Source organism: Aeromonas sp. Marseille-Q5825, from assembly GCF_946892685.1.
In the GTDB taxonomy this organism is placed as follows: Bacteria; Pseudomonadota; Gammaproteobacteria; order Enterobacterales; family Aeromonadaceae; genus Aeromonas; species Aeromonas rivipollensis.
Genome location: NZ_CAMPOU010000002.1, coordinates 288,242 through 307,701, shown reverse-complemented (window position 1 = coordinate 307,701; position 19,460 = coordinate 288,242). Strand labels below are relative to the sequence as shown.

The window sequence follows — 19,460 nt, the reverse complement described above, 5'->3', positions numbered from 1 at the left end:
CACAGCCATGCGTAACTGGATCAGTTTTCCCCACCGGGAGGGGACTCACTCTCGCCAGGCCCACGCCGATCTGCCCGAGCAGGCCATCTACGAGCGCGAGCTGGGGCGCAGCGGCTTCTTCGGCCCCGCCACCCACATGCACCACAAGCATGCCCCCACCGACTGGAGCCACTGGGAGGGGCCGCTGCGGCCGCGGGCATTCGACTTGAACGGGCTGCAGGAGGAAGTGAGCTCTCTCTCCCCCTGGGTGATGCCGGATCTGCTCAGCAATCCCCACTGCCGCTACCGGATCTGGCGCCTGACCGAGTCGATGCCGTTTCTGGTGCGAAACGCCGACGGCGACGAGCTTTTGTTCATTCACGAGGGAAGCGGTGACTTCTACTGCGACTATGGTCACCTCAGCCTGCGGGAGGGGGACTATGTGGTGATCCCCCGTGGCACCATGTGGCGCATCGAGCCGACGGCGCCGCTCTTCATCCTGATGATAGAGGCGACGGAGGACAGCTATCAGCTGCCGGACAAGGGGCTGGTGGGTCAGCACGCCATCTTCGATCCGGCGGCGCTGGAGGTGCCCGCCATCAACGAGCGCTTCCTGGCCCAGCAGGACGAAAATCCCTGGTCACTACAGGTCAAGCGCCACGATAAGGTCTCTGTCATCACCTGGCCCTTCAACCCCCTGGATGCCCAGGGCTGGCACGGGGATCTCTGCGTGGTACGCCTCAACTGGCGGGACATCCGCCCCCTGATGAGCCACCGCTACCATCTGCCGCCCTCGGCCCACTCCACCTTCGTGGCGAGCCGCTTCGTCATCTGCACCTTCGTGCCGCGCCCCATAGAGAGCGATCCCGGGGCGCTGCGGGTGCCCTTCTACCACAGCAACGACGATTTTGACGAGGTGCTCTTCTACCACGCCGGGGACTTCTTCAGCCGGGACAACATAGAGCGGGGCATGGTCACCTTCCATCCCGCCGGTTTCACCCACGGCCCCCATCCCAAGGCCTTTGCGGCGGGGCAGGCCCACGCCAAGACCTTCACCGACGAGGTGGCTGTGATGCTCGACACCCGGGATGCCCTCGGGATCGGCCAGATCTGCGAGGGGATAGAGAATCCCCACTATGTTTCCAGCTGGCAGCGACCAGACGGCACCCCCGGCAAATAAGGAATTCGATATGAAATTGGCAACCTTGAACAATGGCAAGCGCGATGGTGCCTTGGTGGTGGTCAGCCGGGACCTGACTCGGGCTGTGGCTGTGGCCAACATAGCCCCCACCCTGCAAGGGGCGCTGGACGAGTGGGCCGAGCTCGCTCCCCGACTGACCGCCGTCTATCAGGCCCTCAACGACGGTGCCTGCCCCGATGCCTTCCCCTTCGATGAGACGGCCTGTCTCTCCCCGCTGCCCCGCGCCTACCAGTGGGCCGACGGCAGCGCCTACGTCAACCACGTGGAGCTGGTGCGCAAGGCGCGCGGCGCCAAGATGCCGGACAGCTTCTGGCACGATCCCCTGATGTACCAGGGGGGCTCCGACAGCTTCCTGGCGCCGCGCGGCCCCATCGTCATGGGGTCTGAGGAGTGGGGCATCGACTTTGAATCTGAAGTGGCCGTCATCACCGACGACGTGCCCATGGGCACCAGCGCGCAGGGGGCAGAGGAGCACGTCAAGCTGCTGATGCTGGTCAACGATGTGAGCCTGCGCAACCTCATTCCCGGGGAGCTCGCCAAGGGCTTTGGCTTCTTCCAGTCCAAACCCTCCAGCAGCTTCTCGCCGGTGGCCATCACCCCGGACGAGCTCGGCGGCGACTGGCAGCAGGGCAAGGTGCATCTGCCCCTGGTGACCCAGCTCAACGGCGCCCTGTTCGGAGAGCCGGATGCGGGGCTGGACATGACCTTCAACTTCTTCGAGCTGATTGCCCACGCGGCCAAGACCAGACCCCTTGGCGCTGGCTGCATCATAGGCTCGGGCACCGTCTCCAACTACGACAGAAGCCGAGGATCCTCCTGCCTCGCCGAGCGGCGGATGCTGGAAATTATCGAGTCAGGTCAAGCCACTACACCCTTTCTGCGCTTTGGTGATACAGTGTCCATCGCGATGCAGGATCGCAACGGGATGAGTCTGTTTGGCACCATTTTGCAACGGGTCACGCAAGGGGGCGCCAGCCAGACGAGCTAGGAAAGCCTGGGCCGGCCAAGGTCGGCAGGCGACACGGCAGGTGGCACACACCTGCCACCATAGGGACATAATATGCTGCAGTTGTTTGGATATTGGCGTTCATCGGCCAGCTTTCGCGTACGTCTGGTGCTGCAACTCAAGGGACTTGGTTATGAGCAGCATCCGGTCAATCTGAGACAGGGTGAGCAGAAAGAGAAGGCCTATCGCCGGGTCAATCCCCAGGGGCTGGTGCCTTTTCTCATCGACGGGGATGTGCAGCTGGGTCAGTCGGTGGCCATCATGGAGTACCTCGACGAGACCTATCCGGCCTACCCCCTGATGCCCTCCGCCCCCGAGGAGCGGGCCAGGGTGCGCCAGATAGTCAACATGATCGCCTGCGACACTCACCCCCTCAACAACCTGAGGGTGCTGAACTACCTGGAGCAGGAGCTGGGACAGAGCAAGACGGCGCGCGATGTCTGGTATCGCCACTGGATTGACGAGACCTTCACCGCCCTGGAGCAGTTGCTGATGACCACTGCCGGCGTCTATTGCGTGGGCAACGAGGTGACTCTGGCGGACTGCATGCTGGTGCCCCAGGTCTATAACGCCCGCCGCTTCAACATGACGTTGGACGACTACCCCACCATCGCGCGCATCGTCGCCAACTGCGAGCAGTTGCAGGCCTTTATCAAGGCGGCCCCCGCCAATCAGCCGGATGCGCAAGCCTGAGGTTCAATACCCTCAACCCGTGTTAAACAACAAAGGCCCCGCACCGTCAGCCGACAGTGCGGGGCCTTCTCATCTTGGCCGGCGCTTGTCAGATGCGAATCCCCTGGCGCTGACAATGGTCGATAAAGCTGCCGAATGTCGCCTCGTCGTAGCGCTTTCCCTGCTCAAGCAATCCTGTATTGAAGGGCTCCAGCAGCCAGCCCCTGGCACCCTGCACGTAGAAGTGGGGCGCCCCAATATACTCGGGCTCCCGATCCAGGAAGCGGTTTATCTCCTGACACCCGCTGTACCACTCGCCTCTGCAATAGCTGTCCTCTCATAGCCTCTTTCCTGGGGCGTTTTTGTAGCTTCCAAGCCGCCACGAACGAACTCTGTCGCCAAGTGGCAAGAGTGGCGGGTGATATGCGAAAAGCCGGAGCGGAAGCGGAGGGGAACCATAAAACAAAGCCCCTCGAAAGGGGCTTGGTTATCTCGCAGTGAAACTGTCCGCTGGGATTATCAGTAACTCTGCTGGTGCACATCCATCACGGCGCGACCGGACGGATCGGCCATCTCTTTGAACTTGGCATCCCACTCGAGTGCGGTCGGAGTGGAGCAGGCGACCGACTTGCCGTAGGGCACTGTGCGGGCGGCGGACTCCAGCGGGAAGTGCTCGTCGAAGATGGCGCGGTAGTAGTAGGCCTCCTTGGTGAGCGGGGTGTTGATGGGGAAGCGGAATGCGGCCGCCTCGAACATCTGATCCGTCACCTCGGTCTCGACCATGGCTTTGAGGCTGTCAATCCAGGAGTAGCCCACGCCGTCGGAGAACTGCTCCTTCTGACGCCATGCCACCTCGTGGGGCAGCAGCTCCTCGAAGGCTTCCCGCAGTATGTGCTTCTCGATCTTGCCGTTGCCGCACATCTTGTCGGCGGGCTGCAGGCGCATCGCCACATCCATGAACTCCTTGTCGAGGAAGGGCACGCGACCCTCCACGCCCCAGGCGGCCATGGACTTGTTGGCCCGCAGGCAGTCATACAGGTGCAGGGAGGCCAACTTGCGCACGTTCTCCTCGTGGAACTCCCGGGCGTTGGGGGCCTTGTGGAAGTAGAGGTAGCCGCCGAACAGCTCGTCCGAGCCTTCTCCCGAGAGCACCATCTTGATGCCCATCGCCTTGATGTAGCGGGCCATCAGGTACATCGGCGTGGAGGCGCGTATGGTGGTGACGTCATAGGTCTCGAGGTGATAGATGACATCCCGCAGGGCATCTAAGCCTTCCTGCACGGTGAAGTGGATCTGGTGGTGAATGGTGCCCAGATGGTCTGCCACCTTGCGGGCGGCGGCGAGATCCGGCGAGCCTTCCAGGCCGACGGCAAAGGAGTGCAGCTGCGGCCACCATGCCTCGCTCTTGCCATCGTCTTCCACCCGGCGGGCGGCATAGATCTTGGTGATGGCGGAGATGACGGACGAATCCAGCCCGCCGGAGAGCAGCACGCCGTAGGGCACGTCACACATCAGCTGGCGTTTGACCGCAGCTTCCAGCGCGGCTTTCAGCTCGGCCTTGTCGCTGACGTTGTGCTCGACCGCACCGTACTCCATCCAGTCCCGTTTGTACCACTGCTTGAGTTCGCCATCCTTGCTCCAGAGGTAATGTCCGGGCGGGAAGGTCTCGACGCTCTTGCACACCGGCACCAGGGCTTTCATCTCGGAGGCGACGTAGAAGTTGCCGTGCTCGTCGCGGCCGGTATAGAGGGGGATGATCCCCATGTGGTCGCGGCCAATCAGGTAGGCATCCTGCTCGGCGTCATAGAGGATGAAGGCGAAGATGCCGTTGAGATCGTCCAGGAAGGCGGGGCCCTTCTCCTTGTAGAGGGCGAGCAGCACCTCGCAGTCGGAGTGGGTCTGGAACTTGAAGTCGACCTTGAGGTTCTTCTCGAGTTCCTTGTGGTTGTAGATCTCGCCGTTGACGGCCAATACGTGAGTGCGCTCGGGGTTGTAGAGCGGCTGGGCGCCATTGCCCGGATCGACGATGGCCAGGCGCTCGTGCACCAGGATGGCCTTGTCGGAGCTGTAGACGCCGGACCAGTCAGGCCCGCGGTGACGCAGTCGCTTGGACATCTCCAGGGCCGATTTGCGCAAGGCAGCGGAGTCGGTCTTGATGTCCAGAATGCCGAAAATAGAACACATTGGCGGTAATCCTCTTGATTTTTATATGAGCCCCCCACGTTTGGGCTCGAAATTCCATTTACATTCCTCGCCAATCACAATGCCTAGCGGAAAACCCTTTTGCAAGCGGGAAAACCGCAGAAAATCATGCCGCCAACGTCAAGTCGGCGGGTGAGAATGGTGTCAATAAAGGGCGGGTGCTTGACGTGCGCGTCAGGTCGCGGCGGGTTCGAAGATCACATAGAGCTTGCGGCAGGCCACCAGGGTCTCCCACTCGCCGACGAAGCCCGCTGGTATGACGAACTGATCCCCTGGCTTGAGGTGCAACTGGCCCCCCTGGCCGTCGTGGATCCGCGCCTCGCCCTCCAGCAACTGGCAGTATTCGTGCTCTGTGTAGTGCACGGCCCAGCGCCCCGGCTCGCAGGCCCAGAAGCCCACATGAAACTGCTGGCTGGGGTCCGAGTAGTGGTTCCAGAGGGTCTGGCTCGGTTTGCCGGCCCGGATCCGCTCGGGGGCGGGCATCAGCGGGGTGGGGGAGACGGGGTGCTGGTCCAGCAGGATCCAGTCGTTCAGGCTCTTCATGGTGCGTCCTTGGGGTGGCGAGGGGAGCGTCCTGCTCCCGTTTAGTTTGTTTAACAATGTTGCGCTTACGTTAAACGATGTGTGTCACCTTGCCAAGGGGGGGAGCCGATCAGGGGGATCAGACGATATCGATGTCGACCACGGAGTCGAAGATGTGATTCGGTCTGAACGGCATGCGGTCTATGTCCGCCACCTTGCTCACCCCGGAGAGCACCAGCACCGTCTCGAGGCCGGCCTGGAAGCCCGCCAGTATGTCGGTGCGCAGGTTGTCGCCGATGATGATGGTGTCGTCGGAGTGGGCCTCCATCCGGTTCAGCGCCGCGCGAATGATCCAGGCGCTCGGCTTGCCCACGTAAAACGGCTTCTTGCCGGTCATCCGTTCTATGGGAGCACAGAGCGCGCCGCAGGCCGGGTGCATCATGGGGCCGTGGGTGTCTGGGTTGGTGGCGATGAAGCGGGCCCCCTGATCCACGAACTTGGCCCCCAGCTGCATCATGGTCCAGTTGTAGTTGCGAGTCTCCCCTACCACCACGAAGTCGGGGTCTATGTCGGTGATGGTGAAGCCGGCCTTGTAGAGCTCGTGGGTCAGGGCCCCTTCGCCTATCACGTAGGCCTTCTTGCCATCCTGGCGCTTGAGAAAATCGGCGGTGCCCATGGCGGAGGTATAGAAGCACTCCTCGGGTACCTCGATCCCGGCGGAGCGGAAGCGGTTTTGCAGATCTTTCTGGGTCTGGGCCGGGTAGTTGGTGAGGAACAAGAGCTTGCTGCCCTGCTCGATCAGGCGGTGAACGAAACGGTCGGCGCCGGGCACCAGATCGTTGTTGTGCAGTATGACGCCGTCGATGTCACAGATGACGCTTTTCTTCATGGAAACTCCTTGTAGGGGGAGGTGGTTGCCAACCTCGAATGTCTTCAATCACTTATGGCTTTTTTGTGCCGCCATTATAAGGCGCTTTGATGACAAGTCTCCCCCGACGCGCCAGATGGGTGCACAATGACGGCAGAGGGAGGGCGCCGCTGGTGCCTGGACTGCCTGATCCATCAGGCGCTGACGATGGAGCCGTCATCATGGAGAACTTTATTGCCGGCTTGCCCAAGCTGGAGCTGCACCTGCATATCGAGGGCACCCTCGAGCCCGAGCTGATGTTTGCCCTGGGCAGACGCAACGGGGTGACCCTGCCCTGGCCCGACGTGGAGAGCCTGCGGGCTGCCTATGAGTTCGACTGCCTGCAATCCTTTCTCGAACTCTATTACCTGGGGGCCAGCGTACTGGTCACCGAGCAGGACTTCTTCGACCTCACCTGGGCCTACCTTGAACGCTGTGCCGCCGACAAGGTGGTGCACGTGGAGATCTTCTTCGACCCCCAGACCCACAGTGCCCGGGGCGTGCCCTTTGCCACTGTGCTCGGCGGCATCGAGCGGGCATTGCAGCAGGGGGAGCGGCAGCTTGGCATCAGCTGGCGGCTCATCATGAGCTTTTTGCGCCACCTGAGCGAAGAGGATGCCTTCGCCACCCTGCGCGAGGCCGAGCCTTATCTGGCGCGGCTGCACGGGGTCGGCCTCGATTCGGGGGAGCTTGGCAATCCCCCCGCCAAGTTTGCCCGGGTCTTTGCCCGGGCGAGGGAGATGGGGCTGCCTGTGGTAGCCCACGCGGGGGAGGAGGGGCCGGCCGACTATATCTGGCAGGCGATTCGGGAGCTGGCGGTGCGCCGCATCGATCACGGGGTGCGCTGCGCCGAGGATCCCGAGCTGGTGCGCTACCTGGCCGACACCCGGCTGCCGCTCACCGTCTGCCCCCTCTCCAACGTGCGGCTCAAGGTGTTCGGCACCATGGCGGAACACAATGTGCTGACCTTGCTGGAGCAGGGGCTCTGCGTCACCATCAACTCGGACGATCCCGCCTATTTCGGCGGCTATCTGGGGGCCAATTTCAGGGCCCTGGCCGACGGACTCGGCGCCACGCGGGAGCAGCTCTGCCGCCTCTCCCTCAATGGGGTGGAGGCGAGCTGGTTGAGTCTTGCCGACAAGGTGAGGCTGACCCAGGAGATCAGGGGCTATGGCGCCTGCCACGGGGTGGCCCTCTACTAGCCACCGGAGGTGCAAATAGAGCGCGCCCGCCGATGAGGGCGGGCGCGCAGGGCTATGCCGGTTGCCAGTCTCAGGCTGGCTGGGACGCTGTCTCGGCCTGATAGACGGGGTAGTCGATGAGCCCCTGCTCGCCACCGCCAAACAGGGTGGCGGGATCATGGGGGGCAAAGGGATAGCCGTGACGCAGCCGGTTCGGCAGATCCGGGTTCGCCACGAAGGGGCGACCGAAGCCAATCAAGTCGGCCCAGCCCGCCTGCAGCGCGGCTCTGGCCCGCTCACCATCATATTTTCCCGCATAGATGAGGGTGTTGGGGAAGGCATCCCGCAGCCCCTGCTTGAAGCCTTCCGCCATCAGAGGAGCATCGTCCCAGTCCGCCTCGGCGATATGCAGATAGACGATGCCTATTTCCCCCAGCAGCTTCGCGGCAGCCAGATAGGTCTCCTGCGGGTTCGCATCCACTGTGCCGTTGAGGGTGGTCAGCGGCGCGAGACGCACCCCGACCCGGTCAGGTCCAATCTCGTCACTGACAGCCTCTGTCACCTCTTTCAAGAAGCGCAGCCGGTTCTCCAGGGAGCCGCCGTAGTTGTCGGTGCGGGCGTTGGATTCGGAGTCGAGGAACTGGTTGATGAGGTAGCCGTTGGCGGCGTGCAGCTCTATGCCGTCAAAGCCGGCCTCCATGGCATTGCGGGCGGCCTGGCGGAACTGACCCACCACGGCGTCTATGTCGGCCTGGGTCATGGCACGGGGAGTGACTGTCTCCACAAAACCAGGGGCGTCACTGCCGTTGTCGACAAACACCTTCACCCCTTGCGCCTTGATGGCCGACGAGGAGATGGGCTGGGCACCGCCTATGTTGTCCGGATGGGTGACCCGGCCCACGTGCCAGAGCTGGGCAAACATGATGCCCCCCTTGGCGTGCACCGCCTCGGTCACCCCCTTCCAGCCAGCCACCTGCTCGGCGCTGTGGATGCCCGGGGTCCAGGCATAGCCCTTGCCAAGGGGGTCTATCTGGGTGCCCTCGCCTATGATGAGGCCGGCGCCCGCGCGCTGGGCGTAATAGGTGGCCATCATGGCATTGGCCACGTCACCGGGCTGGCTGGCGCGGGAGCGGGTCATGGGCGGCATGACGATGCGATTGGAGAGGTGCAACTGGCCGAGGCGAAGGGGGCAGAACAGGGGATCGTGGTTCATGGTGAATTCCTCGTGTTGGGATGGAGGCGACTCTAGAGGGGATTGTCATTGTGAAAAAGAGGGGTAATTGCAGAAGAGAATTGCCATTGGCACAGCAATGGGCCCGAGGCCATGAAAAAGAGGGCCTTCTGGCCCTCTTTTCAGTGTCGCGGCAGATCAGGCGGCGCTGGCGCCTATCGGGGTGACCCGCACCCGCTCTATCCGGCGCTCGCTCACCGCCAGCACCTCGAAGCAGAGCTGACCCAGACGCAGTTGCTGGCCACAGGTGGGCAGGCTGCCGAAGTGGGAGAGCAGCATGCCCGCGAGGGTCACGTACTCATCGCTCTCGCTCACCAGGCCGTCATGGCCCAGGGTCTGCTCTATCTGGTGGATGTTGGTGCTGCCGTTGATGAGCCAGCTCTCCCCCTCCTGGACTATGTCCGGGGTCTCATCCTCATCCGGCAACTCGCCGACTATGGCCTCCAGCAGATCGTGGTTGGTGACCAGCCCCTGGATGATGCCGAACTCGTCCGCCACCAGAATGAGGCTGCCCCTGGCCTTGCGCAGCTCCGCCAGCAGCCGGATCACGTTGATGGTCTGGGGCACTATGATGGGGTCGTTCTGCCTGGCGAGCTCGGCCAGGGACTGCCCCTCGTTGAGGGCAAACAGCAGATCCCGCGCCTTCATCACGCCGATGATCTCGTCCAGCTCACCGTCGCAGACCGGGAACAGGCTGTGGGGGGCCCGCTGCAGCAGAGCCCGGATCTCGTCCGGGGAGTCATTGACGTCGATCCACTCCATCTCGGCACGGGGTGTCATTATGGTGCGGATGGAGCGTTCGGCGAGCGACAGTACCCCGGTCACCATGTAGCGCTCCTCTTCCCCGAAGCTGATGGGGCGGGGGGCATCCTGCTCCTCTTCCTCATCCTGCTGCGGGTGCTGGTTGGCCCGGCTGCCCCCCATCAGTTTGAAGATGGCGGCCGTGGTGCGCTCGCGCAGGGGCTGCCTGGATTCGTGGCGCTGGGCACTGCGCTGGGCGAGCTGGTTGAAGAACTCGATGAGCACGGAGAAGCCGATGGCCGCATAGAGATAGCCCTTGGGAATGTGGAAGCCGAAGCCCTCCGCCACCAGGCTGAAGCCTATCATCAGCAGGAAGCTCAGGCAGAGCACCACCACTGTGGGATGGGCGTTGACGAAGCGGGTCAGGGGCTTGGAGGCGATCACCATCACCACCATGGCGATGGTCACGGCCGCCATCATGACGCCCAGGTGTTCCACCATGCCGACCGCTGTGATGATGGAGTCCAGGGAGAAGACGGCATCCAGCACCAGGATCTGGGCGATCACTACCCCGAATCCGGCATAGACACCGGCCGGGCCCTGCTCCTCCGGCTTGGCCTCCAGCCGCTCATGCAGCTCTGAGGTGGCCTTGAACAGCAGGAAGAGGCCGCCGCCCATCAGGATGAGATCCCGACCCGAGAAGGGGTGATCCCAGATGTGCAGTATGGGGGTCGTGAGAGTCACGAGCCAGGACATCACGCTCAGCAGGGCGAGGCGCATGATCAGGGCCAGTGAGAGGCCGATGAGTCGGGCCTTGTCCCGCTGGGCGGGGGGCAGCTTCTTCACCAGGATGGCGATGAAGACCAGGTTGTCTATCCCGAGCACTATCTCGAGGATGATCAGGGTGAACAGACCGACCCAGATAGACGGGTCCAGCAAGAATTCCATTAGGATGACCTCAATAAAAACAGACGCAGTGGATGTCGGTCACGGCAAGGGGCCGTGGCAGGGCAAGGCTCGGGTGTCTTCAGAGGCGCTGGTTGAGCAGGTACAGATAGGTTTTGATGGGGAAAAACGAAGGGCTACTTCGGGGGTTGTCCATGATGGGCAATAAAACCTCGGGTCAAAAGTGAGCCCTGATGATAACGGCTATCGCCGATTTGGCAAGCGCCGGGCGCACAAGTGGTGGCGGGCCATCGGGTCTAAGGAGGCGCCTGCGCTGCTGGGTCGGCCCATGGAAGGTCTCTCGCCATATGGATGAGGACAGGCATAAGACGCAGGCTCTGTATATATCTGCACCTCGCCAAAGTGTAACAACCTATTTCAGGTACCTGTCATTTGGTGCTTGTTTTAATAAATGTCAGCTCATTTGGTTATATAAGGAGGTGCGAACAGGCAGCGGGTGTTTATGGGGGCGATGGAAGGGGCGGTTATTTGAAGGGCGGCTGGCGCCTAAATATAAAGATGTGAACACGAAGACAGGGGCGTTGGCGTATCAATATAAAGAGTTTTACATGAAGACAGGGAGGCATTGCCTCCCTGTCGGTCAATCCCGTCATGTCACGGGGATCTCATATTGAAGGGTGCGAAACCCCTCATTGGCCCGTGTAGGCGGCGCCCTGAACATGACCCTTCTTGTCACTGAGACAGGACCAGGGAGCATCGGCACCCGGCACCTTGATGGTGACGCCGACCCCGGCTTCGGAGTCCATCACGTCAGTCACCTGAAGCTGAGCCTGGGGCACGTTCGTCTTCTCGGAGACTGCCTTCAGACAGGCTTTCTCCGCAGGGCTGGCAGGGCTTGCCGAGGCCGCAGGCGCTGCGGACGTGGCTGCGGGCTGGCAGACGCCCGAGCCTTGTTTGCTGTTGTAGGAGACATCGTACTGGCCCCCGGTGTTGCTGATGGAGAGGGTGACACCCGCGCCCTTGGCCTCATAGAAGTTGTCGTTGAACTTCTTGAGCTTGGCCTCCTTGCCATTGATATAGACGGGGCCACCCTCATCGCTGTGCATCTGGATCTTACCCGGGCACTCGTAATTAAGCTGGGGAAGGGCAGCACTGGCGGTGCCCGCCATGGTCAATGCAAATACTGTGATCAACACCTTTTTCATGGGACTTACCTTAACTGTTTAACAAAGTGGAATAAGTGTATTTGTTTTTATTGTTTGGTGGATAACAACATCACTGTATTTCGGCGCGCAGTCTGCCGTTTGTCCTTGGCGAAAACAAATAGCTGGCCTACTTAATTTTAGCAACGAAATTTTCGTAACTTTTTGTGCTGCTGAAAATGGTTATTGATTCAAGGGACTCGACAAACGGTTTTCCCTGTCAATGGTTTAAAGATTAAAAAAAACAGAGCAATAACGGGCAGGAGAGGGGCGGCGAGAGTGACGTAGGAGAAAGTAGCTGGCGGGTTGCCGGAGGCCCTGTTTGGGACATTTATCACGCGGGGCGACGGGGCCCCGCGTTGCATCAGGATGGCAAGCGCCGGATCAGAGCCAGCGTTTCTCGCGGGTGAAGCAGACCGAGAGCCAGGCATCCCCCAGGGTATCGCCGAGGCGGGACCAGAGCTCCTGGCGCAGGGCATCCTGGCGCTCTATGGGCCACTCCTGATCCGGGGCCACCAGTATGTTCAATTCCAGATCGAAGCGGCGGCCGCTTTTCGCCAGATGGCTGTAGCACTCTATGCCATGGCGCTTGCGCAGGGCGTCTATCTCGCGCTCGACCCGCGCCGAGACATCCCCCTTGGGGGCGATTTTCAACACTTCCCGCAGGTTGCGGCCGAGCACCTTGATGGGGATCAGGGTGGCGCACAGGGCGAGCAGGGTGACCAGCACGGGGTCTATGTAGCGGTTGTAGTGGCCGTAGCCGAGGGCATCGAGGCCGATGGCGACCACGAAGCCGATGAGCAGGGTGGCGCTGAGCAGGGTGTCGACCAGCCACTCCTTGGAGTCGACCCGCACCAGTTCGGAGTCGATACGTTCGGCGACGCCCGCCTCGATCCGGTAGATGATGGCGCAGAAGAAGGTGCAGACGGCGGCGTAGATAAGGGCGTGGCCGAGATCTATCTCTCGTCCCCCTTCGAGCAGGGAGGTGATGCCGCTATGGAAGGCGCCGATGCAGAGCAGCAGTATGATGGTGCCGTTGATGACGTTGGTGATGGGCTCGAAGTGGGCGTAGCCATACTGGAAGCGCGCGTCTGATGGGCGGGTCACCAGATAGGCGGTGATGAGTCCGAGGCCCGTCATGCCCATGCTGAACAGGGTGAAGATGCCATCGAGCATGATGGCGTTGGAGCCGACGAAGAGACCATAGCCGATCCCGAAGATGGCGAAGCTGATGCAGCCGAACAGTGACAGGGTCAGGGCCTGTTTCTCGGTGCGAACCAGCGTACTGATAACATGGCTGTAATGAGCCATAAAAGTCCTCCTTTCAAATGGTGAAGATTGAACGCGCAAGCGGTTTTCTAGCTGATATACTGCCCGCTCACATGTGAGCGGACTGGCCCCATGGCTCTAAAACAAGAGCGCCCCGAAGAGGCGGAAGGCCAGTCGTTGTCGCCGGAATGCCGGCATCAAGCAAAGGATGGGAACAAGGATTCATGATCCCGAGACTCGATTACCAGGACAGTTTGTCACCTACAACCCTGCAGTTTCTTGAGTTGCTGGCGCGATCAGCATTTCGTGGTGATATCGAAAAGTCTTATGCAAGCCGGTTGGCGATGGCGACGGATAACAGCGTCTATCAGGTAGTACCTCAGGCGGTTCTCTATCCGCGCAGCGCGGATGATATTGCGGTGATGCTCAAGCTGGCTCAGGGGCCAGAGTACGCCACCTTGAGTTTCTTCCCTCGCGGCGGCGGCACCGGCACCAATGGCCAGTCCCTGGGCGGCGGCATTATCGTCGATCTCTCGCGCCATATGAACCAGATCCTGGAAATTAATCTGGAGCAGGGCTGGGTGCGCGCCCAGGCCGGGGTGGTGAAGGATCAGCTCAACGCCTACCTCAAACCTCACGGCTACTTCTTCTCGCCGGATCTCTCCACCTCCAACCGCGCCACCCTGGGCGGCATGGTCAACACAGATGCCTCGGGGCAGGGGTCGCTCGTCTACGGCAAGACCTCGGATCACGTGCTCGGCCTCAAAGCCGTGCTGGAAAACGGCGACATCATGGCGACCGAGCCGGTGAACGGCCAGCGCCTGGCAGACAAGCTGGCCCTCGAGAGCCGCGAGGGGGAGATCTACCGCACCCTCTATCGCATCGGCCGCGAGCGGCGCGCCGACATAGAGGCGACCTTCCCCAAGCTCAACCGCTTTTTGACCGGTTACGATCTCAAGCATCTTTATCAGCCCGACACCGACACCCTGGATGTAAGCCGGGTGCTGTGCGGCTCTGAAGGGTCGCTGGGCTTCATCACAGAGGCTCGCCTCAACATCACCCCCATTCCGCGCTACCGCACCCTGGTCAACGTCAAGTACGACAGCTTCCCCTCGGCCCTCAGGAATGCCCCCTTTATGGTGGAGGCCCATGCCCTGTCGGTGGAGACGGTGGACTCACGGGTGCTGGGGCTGGCTCGCGCCGACATCATCTGGCATTCGGTCAAAGAGTTCATTCAGGAGGTGCCCGGCAAGGACTTGCAGGGGCTCAACATAGTCGAGTTTGCGGACACCGATGAAGCCGAGCACAAGGCCAAGGTGGCCGAGCTGTGCCGTCGTATCGACGATCTGTTGGCGCGTGGCGAGGCGGGGATCATCGGCTACCAGGTGTGCAGCCACCTGCCGAGCATCGAGACCATCTACGGCATGCGCAAGAAGTCGGTGGGGCTGCTCGGCAATGCCGAGGGGCGCAAGAAGCCGGTGGCCTTCACCGAAGACACCGCCGTTCCCCCGGAATCCCTGGCGGATTTCATCATGGAGTTTCGCGCCCTGCTGGACGGCCACGGTCTCGACTACGGCATGTTTGGTCACGTCGATGCGGGGGTGCTGCACGTGCGCCCGGCGCTGGACTTGTGCGACCCCGAGCAGGAGGTGCTGCTGCGGCGCATCTCCGATCAGGTGGTGGCGCTCACCGCCAAATATGGTGGCCTGATGTGGGGGGAACACGGCAAGGGTTTCCGCTCCGAATACAGCCCCGCCTTCTTCGGCGAGCTGTGGGAAGAGCTGCAGCGGGTCAAGGGGGCCTTCGATCCCGCCAACCGCATCAACCCGGGCAAGATCTGCATTCCCTATGGCAGCGGCGCCGAGCTTGTGTCGGTGGACGGGCCCAAGCGCGGCAAGTTTGACCGCCAGATCCCGATCGCGGTGCGGGAGAGCTACACCCGCGCCATGGATTGCAACGGCAACGGTCTCTGCTTCACCTTCGAGACCGACTCCCCCATGTGCCCCTCGGTCAAGATAAGCCGCGACCGCCGCCACTCCCCCAAGGGGCGGGCCGGGCTGATGCGTGAATGGCTGCGCCAGCTGGCGGAGCAGGGCTTCGACCCGCTCGCGCAAGAGGTGGCCCTGCAATCTGGAGGCTTGCGCTTCAAGGCTATCGTCGACAAGTTTCGCAATACGGTGGCCCGCGCCCGCGGCCAGTATGACTTCTCCCACGAGGTGATGGAGGCGATGGAGGGGTGCCTGGCCTGCAAGGCATGCACCAGCCAGTGCCCCATCAAGGTGGACGTGCCCACCTTCCGCGCCCGTTTCATGCAGCTCTACCACAGCCGCTATCTGCGCGGCCCCAAGGATTATTTCGTCGGCACCGTCGAAGCTTACGCCCCGTTGCTCGCCAAGGCGCCCAAGCTGGTCAACTTCTTCCTGGAGAAAGAGTGGGCCCAGAAGGCGACCGAGAAGAGCATCGGCATGGTGGATGTGCCGCTTCTGAGCATTCCCACCCTGGCCGAGGAGCTGCGTGATCACAAGGCCCGCTATTTCGATCTTCCGGGCCTCGAGGCCATGAGCCCAGAGCAGCGCCAAAAAGTGGTGCTGATCGTGCAGGATCCCTTTACCAGCTATTACGATGCCCCCGTGGTGCGGGATCTGGTGAAGCTCGCCAGCAAGCTGGGCTATCAGCCCTACCTGCTGCCCTTCAAGCCCAACGGCAAGCCCCAGCACGTGAAGGGCTTCCTGCGCGCCTTCGCCCGCACCGCCGCGAGCGGCGCCCAGTTCCTCAACAAGATGGCGGCGCTGGGCATCCCCATGGTGGGGGTGGATCCCTCCCTGGTGCTCTGTTATCGCGATGAGTATGTGAAAGCCCTGGGCCCCGCCCGCGGCGACTTCCAGGTGTTGCTGCCCCAGGAGTGGCTGCTCTCTCTTCCGGCTCCGCAAGTCAGGGCCGCAGCGAAAGAGCCGGAGCAGGCCGAGCCCTGGTATCTGTTTGCCCACTGCACCGAGAAGACCGCCAAGCCCTCGACCCACGGCGACTGGGGCACCTTGTTCCAGCGTTTTGGGGCCAGCTTGCGGCCTGTGTCTGTGGGCTGCTGCGGCATGGCCGGCACCTATGGTCACGACGCCAAACAGGTGGAGAACTCCAAGGGGATCTATGGTCTCAGCTGGGCCGAGCCCCTGGCACGCTTGCCGAAGGATCGCTGTCTGGCCACAGGTTACTCGTGCCGCAGCCAGGTCAAGCGGATGGAGGGGGAGAAGCTCAAGCATCCGCTGCAGGCGCTGCTGGAACTGCTCTGATGCTGCGCTTCCCCAAGCGGTTTCGGGTGCCGCAAGCCTATCGGCACCCGGACTTTCTGCTGCTGCCTGCCAGTCCGAGCCAGGCGGTGGTGGAGTTCGTCGCCATGCTGCGCGAGCGGGAGCAGCTCCATCGGCTGTTTCGCCCGGATGATGTCTGGCCCTCGGCCCAGTTCAGCCTGAGTCAGCACGAGGCCGATCTGGAGTGGCAGCGCTCGGAGTTTCTCGCCAAGCGATCCTTTGCCTATGGCCTCTGGAGCCCGGAGCGGGAGCCCGAGTTTTGGGGCGGTGTCTATCTCTACCCCTCGGTGCTGCCTGAGGTGGAGGTAGAGCTCTTCTTCTGGAAGGTGGCCGAGGCTCCCCTCGCTGACGCCGTGCTGGAGGCCGAGCTGCGCGCCTGGCTGGGCAAGGTGTGGCACTGGCATCACCCGCGCCTGCCGGGGCGTGAGCTGCCCTGGGCCGACTGGGCCGGGGTGACCTACCCCTGGTGATGCAAGGTACTTGTCAAGATGCCCCGGTTCGGGGCATCTTTTTTCTTCGTCTTTTTTGCCGACACTGCTCGTGTCCAACCCATTGATCACATAAGGAGTCTGCTCGCCATGAGTCAAGAAAACGCCCCCATCTGGCGTAAGCCCATGAGTCTGGAAGGGCTCAATGCCAGCTCCCGTAACACCCTGATGGCCCACCTTGGTATCCTCTATACCGCCTTTGGGCCCGACTGGCTCGAGGCCAGCATGCCGGTGGATCACCGCACCCATCAACCCCTCGGCATGCTGCACGGCGGCGCCTCCGTGGTGCTGGCGGAGACGCTGGGGTCGCTGGCCGCCAACATGGCGGTGGGGGAGGAGAGCTACTGCGTGGGACTGGAGGTGAACGCCAACCACCTGCGCGCCAAACGTGAAGGGGTGGTGACAGGGCGTTGCTCGCCACTGCATCTGGGGGCCACGACCCAGGTGTGGCAGATTGAAATCCGGGATGAACGTGGGCGTTTATTGTGCACCAGCAGACTGACCATGGCGGTGCTCAAACACAAGCGGGACAAGGACTCCGGCGAGGAGTGATCTGCAATAACGCACCATGGGTGCAAAATAAGCAAGCCATAGTCGCGAGATCCCTCTATAATTGCCAACGTCTTGAGAGGCTTATCACATTTTTCAAGACAGCAGAACAAAGTGGCGCTATAATCGCCGCCTTTTTGCTATTCCGCGGTGTTAGCCGCCTGCCTTAATCTGGAAGAATCTATGTCTGATACCGAACAACTGCCCCTTTTTAGTGAGCTTGGACTGGCCGCGCCTGTATTGAAAGCGCTGCAAGACGTGGGCTATGAGCGCCCGTCACCGATCCAGGCCGCAGCAATTCCCCACCTGATGGCGGGACACGATCTGCTGGGGCAGGCGCAAACCGGTACAGGGAAGACCGCTGCTTTTGCCTTGCCTCTGTTGTCTCGTCTGGAAGCTGGTAACCGTAACACTCAGATTTTGGTGCTGGCACCGACCCGTGAGCTGGCGCTGCAAGTTGCCGAGGCGTGCCAACGTTACGCCAAGCACATGCCTGACTTCCATGTCCTGCCCATCTACGGTGGTTCCTCTTACGAAACCCAGACCCGCGCCCTGCGCCGTGGTGCCCAGGTAGTCGTCGGTACCCCGGGTCGTGTGATGGATCTGATCCGTCGCAAGAACCTGGACCTCTCCGGCCTGAAAGCCCTGGTACTGGACGAAGCCGATGAAATGCTGCGTATGGGCTTCATCGACGACGTGGACTGGATCATGGAACAGTGCCCGGCCACCCGTCAGGTTGCCCTGTTCTCTGCCACCATGCCGGACCAGATCCGTCGTGTTGCCCAGAAGCACCTGAAGCAGCCCAAAGAGATCAAGATCATCACCAAGACGTCCACTGCACCGACCATCCGCCAGCGCTACTGGCAGGTAACCGGTCTGCACAAGCTGGACGCCATGACCCGTCTGCTGGAAGTCGAGCCGTACGAAGCCGTACTGGTCTTCGTGCGCACCAAGAATGCCGCCGAAGAGCTGGCCGGCAAGCTGGCCGCCCGTGGCCACGCCTGTGAAGCCCTGCACGGTGACATCCCGCAGAAGCTGCGTGAGCGTACCGTCGACAAGCTGCGTCAAGGCCAGCTGGACATCCTGATCGCCACCGACGTTGTCGCCCGTGGTCTGGACGTCGAGCGCATCACTCACGTGGTGAACTACGACATTCCTTACGACACCGAATCCTACGTTCACCGTATCGGCCGTACCGGTCGTGCCGGTCGTAAAGGTGAGGCCATCCTGTTCGTGGCTCCCCGCGAGCGCCGCATGCTGCGCGCCATCGAGCACGCTACTCGTCAGGCCATCGAGCCGATGAAGATGCCGAGCACCGAGGACATCAACCAGCACCGCATGACCAAGTTCAAGGAGCGCATCCGGGAAACCATGATGGGCGAAGAGCTTGAGATCTACGTGAACCTGGTGAACGAGCTGATCGAAGAAGATTCTGCCGATCCGCTGGAGCTGGCTGCCGCACTGGCCAAGCTGGTACAGGGTGACCAACCGCTGCTGTTGGATGACTCCATCACTGAACCGGCAAGCGACCGTGCTGGCCGTGAGTTCGAGCGCCGTGACTTCGGTGATCGTGCTCCCCGTGATTTCGGTGACCGTGGCGATCGTCCTGCCCGTCGCATGCCGTCCCTGGAGCCGCGCCCGCTCAAAGACAATCCTGACGTGGAGATGGAGCGTTACCGCGTAGACGTGGGTGCCCATCACGGCGTCAAGCCGGGCCAGATCGTGGGCGCCATCGCCAACGAAGCGAACATCGAGAGCCGTTTCATCGGCAACATCGACATCGCCGATGACTTCTCCACCGTCGATCTGCCCAAGGGCATGACTGCCGATGTGCTGGAAGTGATCAAGAAGGCCCGTGTCTGCCAGCGTCCGCTGCAGATCACTCGCTACACCGAGGTGCCGGCCGGCAGCAACACCGCCCCCCGTCCGCCCCGCAGCGATCGTCCCTTCAACAAGGATCGCCGTCCCAGCGGTGACCGTCCGTTCAACAAGAGCGGGGAGCGCCGTGAAGGTGGCTTCAACAAGGATCGCAAGTTCGGTGGCAACAAGCGCCGCGACAGCTAAGTCCAGACCTGATTGATGAAAGGCCGCTCCATGAG

General features: G+C 61.9%; 15 protein-coding genes. 8 read left to right on the top strand and 7 right to left on the bottom strand.

Annotation, left to right across the window (positions count from 1 at the left end):
* The first annotated feature begins 7 nt into the window (after positions 1 to 7).
* The 3 genes from OC537_RS08155 to maiA all read left to right on the top strand — a co-directional run bounded on the left by OC537_RS08155 (position 8) and on the right by maiA (position 2,879).
* Complete coding sequence (locus OC537_RS08155) at positions 8 to 1,159, top strand: homogentisate 1,2-dioxygenase (RefSeq protein WP_262110722.1); 1,152 nt, start codon at positions 8 to 10, stop codon at positions 1,157 to 1,159.
* Between the two features lie 10 nt (positions 1,160 to 1,169).
* Entirely contained in the window at positions 1,170 to 2,168 is a 999-nt protein-coding gene (locus tag OC537_RS08150) for a fumarylacetoacetate hydrolase family protein (RefSeq protein WP_262110721.1), read from the top strand.
* Between the two features lie 72 nt (positions 2,169 to 2,240).
* Positions 2,241 to 2,879 (top strand): maleylacetoacetate isomerase, encoded by a 639-nt coding sequence (maiA, locus tag OC537_RS08145; RefSeq protein ID WP_111911478.1) that lies wholly within the window; start codon positions 2,241 to 2,243, stop codon positions 2,877 to 2,879.
* 498 nt (positions 2,880 to 3,377) lie between these two features.
* On the opposite strand, the gene asnB is transcribed toward maiA, so the two are convergent.
* The 3 genes from asnB to OC537_RS08125 all read right to left on the bottom strand — a co-directional run bounded on the left by asnB (position 3,378) and on the right by OC537_RS08125 (position 6,471).
* A complete protein-coding gene (gene asnB, locus OC537_RS08135; RefSeq protein WP_262110720.1) occupies positions 3,378 to 5,042 on the bottom strand; it encodes an asparagine synthase B in 1,665 nt (554 codons plus the stop codon).
* A gap of 192 nt (positions 5,043 to 5,234) precedes the next feature.
* The gene (locus OC537_RS08130) at positions 5,235 to 5,603 is read right to left on the bottom strand and encodes a cupin domain-containing protein (protein ID WP_171276342.1); all 369 of its coding nucleotides are present in this window, start codon (positions 5,601 to 5,603) and stop codon (positions 5,235 to 5,237) included.
* Positions 5,604 to 5,721: 118 nt separating this feature from the next.
* Positions 5,722 to 6,471 (bottom strand): HAD-IIA family hydrolase, encoded by a 750-nt coding sequence (locus tag OC537_RS08125; RefSeq protein WP_106886529.1) that lies wholly within the window; start codon positions 6,469 to 6,471, stop codon positions 5,722 to 5,724.
* Between the two features lie 200 nt (positions 6,472 to 6,671).
* Here OC537_RS08125 and OC537_RS08120 point away from each other — a divergent pair, with 200 nt between their 5' ends.
* Positions 6,672 to 7,691: an adenosine deaminase gene (locus OC537_RS08120; RefSeq protein WP_262110719.1), complete on the top strand. Its 1,020-nt coding sequence runs from the start codon at positions 6,672 to 6,674 to the stop codon at positions 7,689 to 7,691.
* Between the two features lie 70 nt (positions 7,692 to 7,761).
* On the opposite strand, the gene OC537_RS08115 is transcribed toward OC537_RS08120, so the two are convergent.
* The 4 genes from OC537_RS08115 to OC537_RS08100 form a co-directional block, all read right to left on the bottom strand.
* Entirely contained in the window at positions 7,762 to 8,883 is a 1,122-nt protein-coding gene (locus OC537_RS08115) for an alkene reductase (protein ID WP_262110718.1), read from the bottom strand.
* A 156-nt stretch (positions 8,884 to 9,039) separates the two neighbouring features.
* Positions 9,040 to 10,590 (bottom strand): TerC family protein, encoded by a 1,551-nt coding sequence (locus OC537_RS08110; protein WP_262110717.1) that lies wholly within the window; start codon positions 10,588 to 10,590, stop codon positions 9,040 to 9,042.
* 647 nt (positions 10,591 to 11,237) lie between these two features.
* Positions 11,238 to 11,753: a hypothetical protein gene (locus OC537_RS08105; RefSeq protein WP_139746274.1), complete on the bottom strand. Its 516-nt coding sequence runs from the start codon at positions 11,751 to 11,753 to the stop codon at positions 11,238 to 11,240.
* A 381-nt stretch (positions 11,754 to 12,134) separates the two neighbouring features.
* The gene (locus OC537_RS08100) at positions 12,135 to 13,061 is read right to left on the bottom strand and encodes a cation diffusion facilitator family transporter (RefSeq protein WP_262110716.1); all 927 of its coding nucleotides are present in this window, start codon (positions 13,059 to 13,061) and stop codon (positions 12,135 to 12,137) included.
* Between the two features lie 182 nt (positions 13,062 to 13,243).
* Here OC537_RS08100 and OC537_RS08095 point away from each other — a divergent pair, with 182 nt between their 5' ends.
* From OC537_RS08095 to OC537_RS08080, 4 genes are all read left to right on the top strand, one after another.
* A complete protein-coding gene (locus tag OC537_RS08095; RefSeq protein WP_262110715.1) occupies positions 13,244 to 16,306 on the top strand; it encodes an FAD-binding and (Fe-S)-binding domain-containing protein in 3,063 nt (1,020 codons plus the stop codon).
* A complete protein-coding gene (locus tag OC537_RS08090) occupies positions 16,306 to 16,794 on the top strand; it encodes a hypothetical protein (RefSeq protein ID WP_262110714.1) in 489 nt (162 codons plus the stop codon). Before OC537_RS08095 ends, OC537_RS08090 begins: the two co-directional genes overlap by 1 nt.
* A gap of 108 nt (positions 16,795 to 16,902) precedes the next feature.
* Positions 16,903 to 17,364, top strand: coding sequence for a hotdog fold thioesterase (locus OC537_RS08085; protein WP_139746270.1), 462 nt, complete (start codon positions 16,903 to 16,905; stop codon positions 17,362 to 17,364).
* A 180-nt stretch (positions 17,365 to 17,544) separates the two neighbouring features.
* Positions 17,545 to 19,425 (top strand): DEAD/DEAH box helicase, encoded by a 1,881-nt coding sequence (locus OC537_RS08080; RefSeq protein WP_162520224.1) that lies wholly within the window; start codon positions 17,545 to 17,547, stop codon positions 19,423 to 19,425.
* The last annotated feature ends 35 nt before the right edge of the window (positions 19,426 to 19,460 follow it).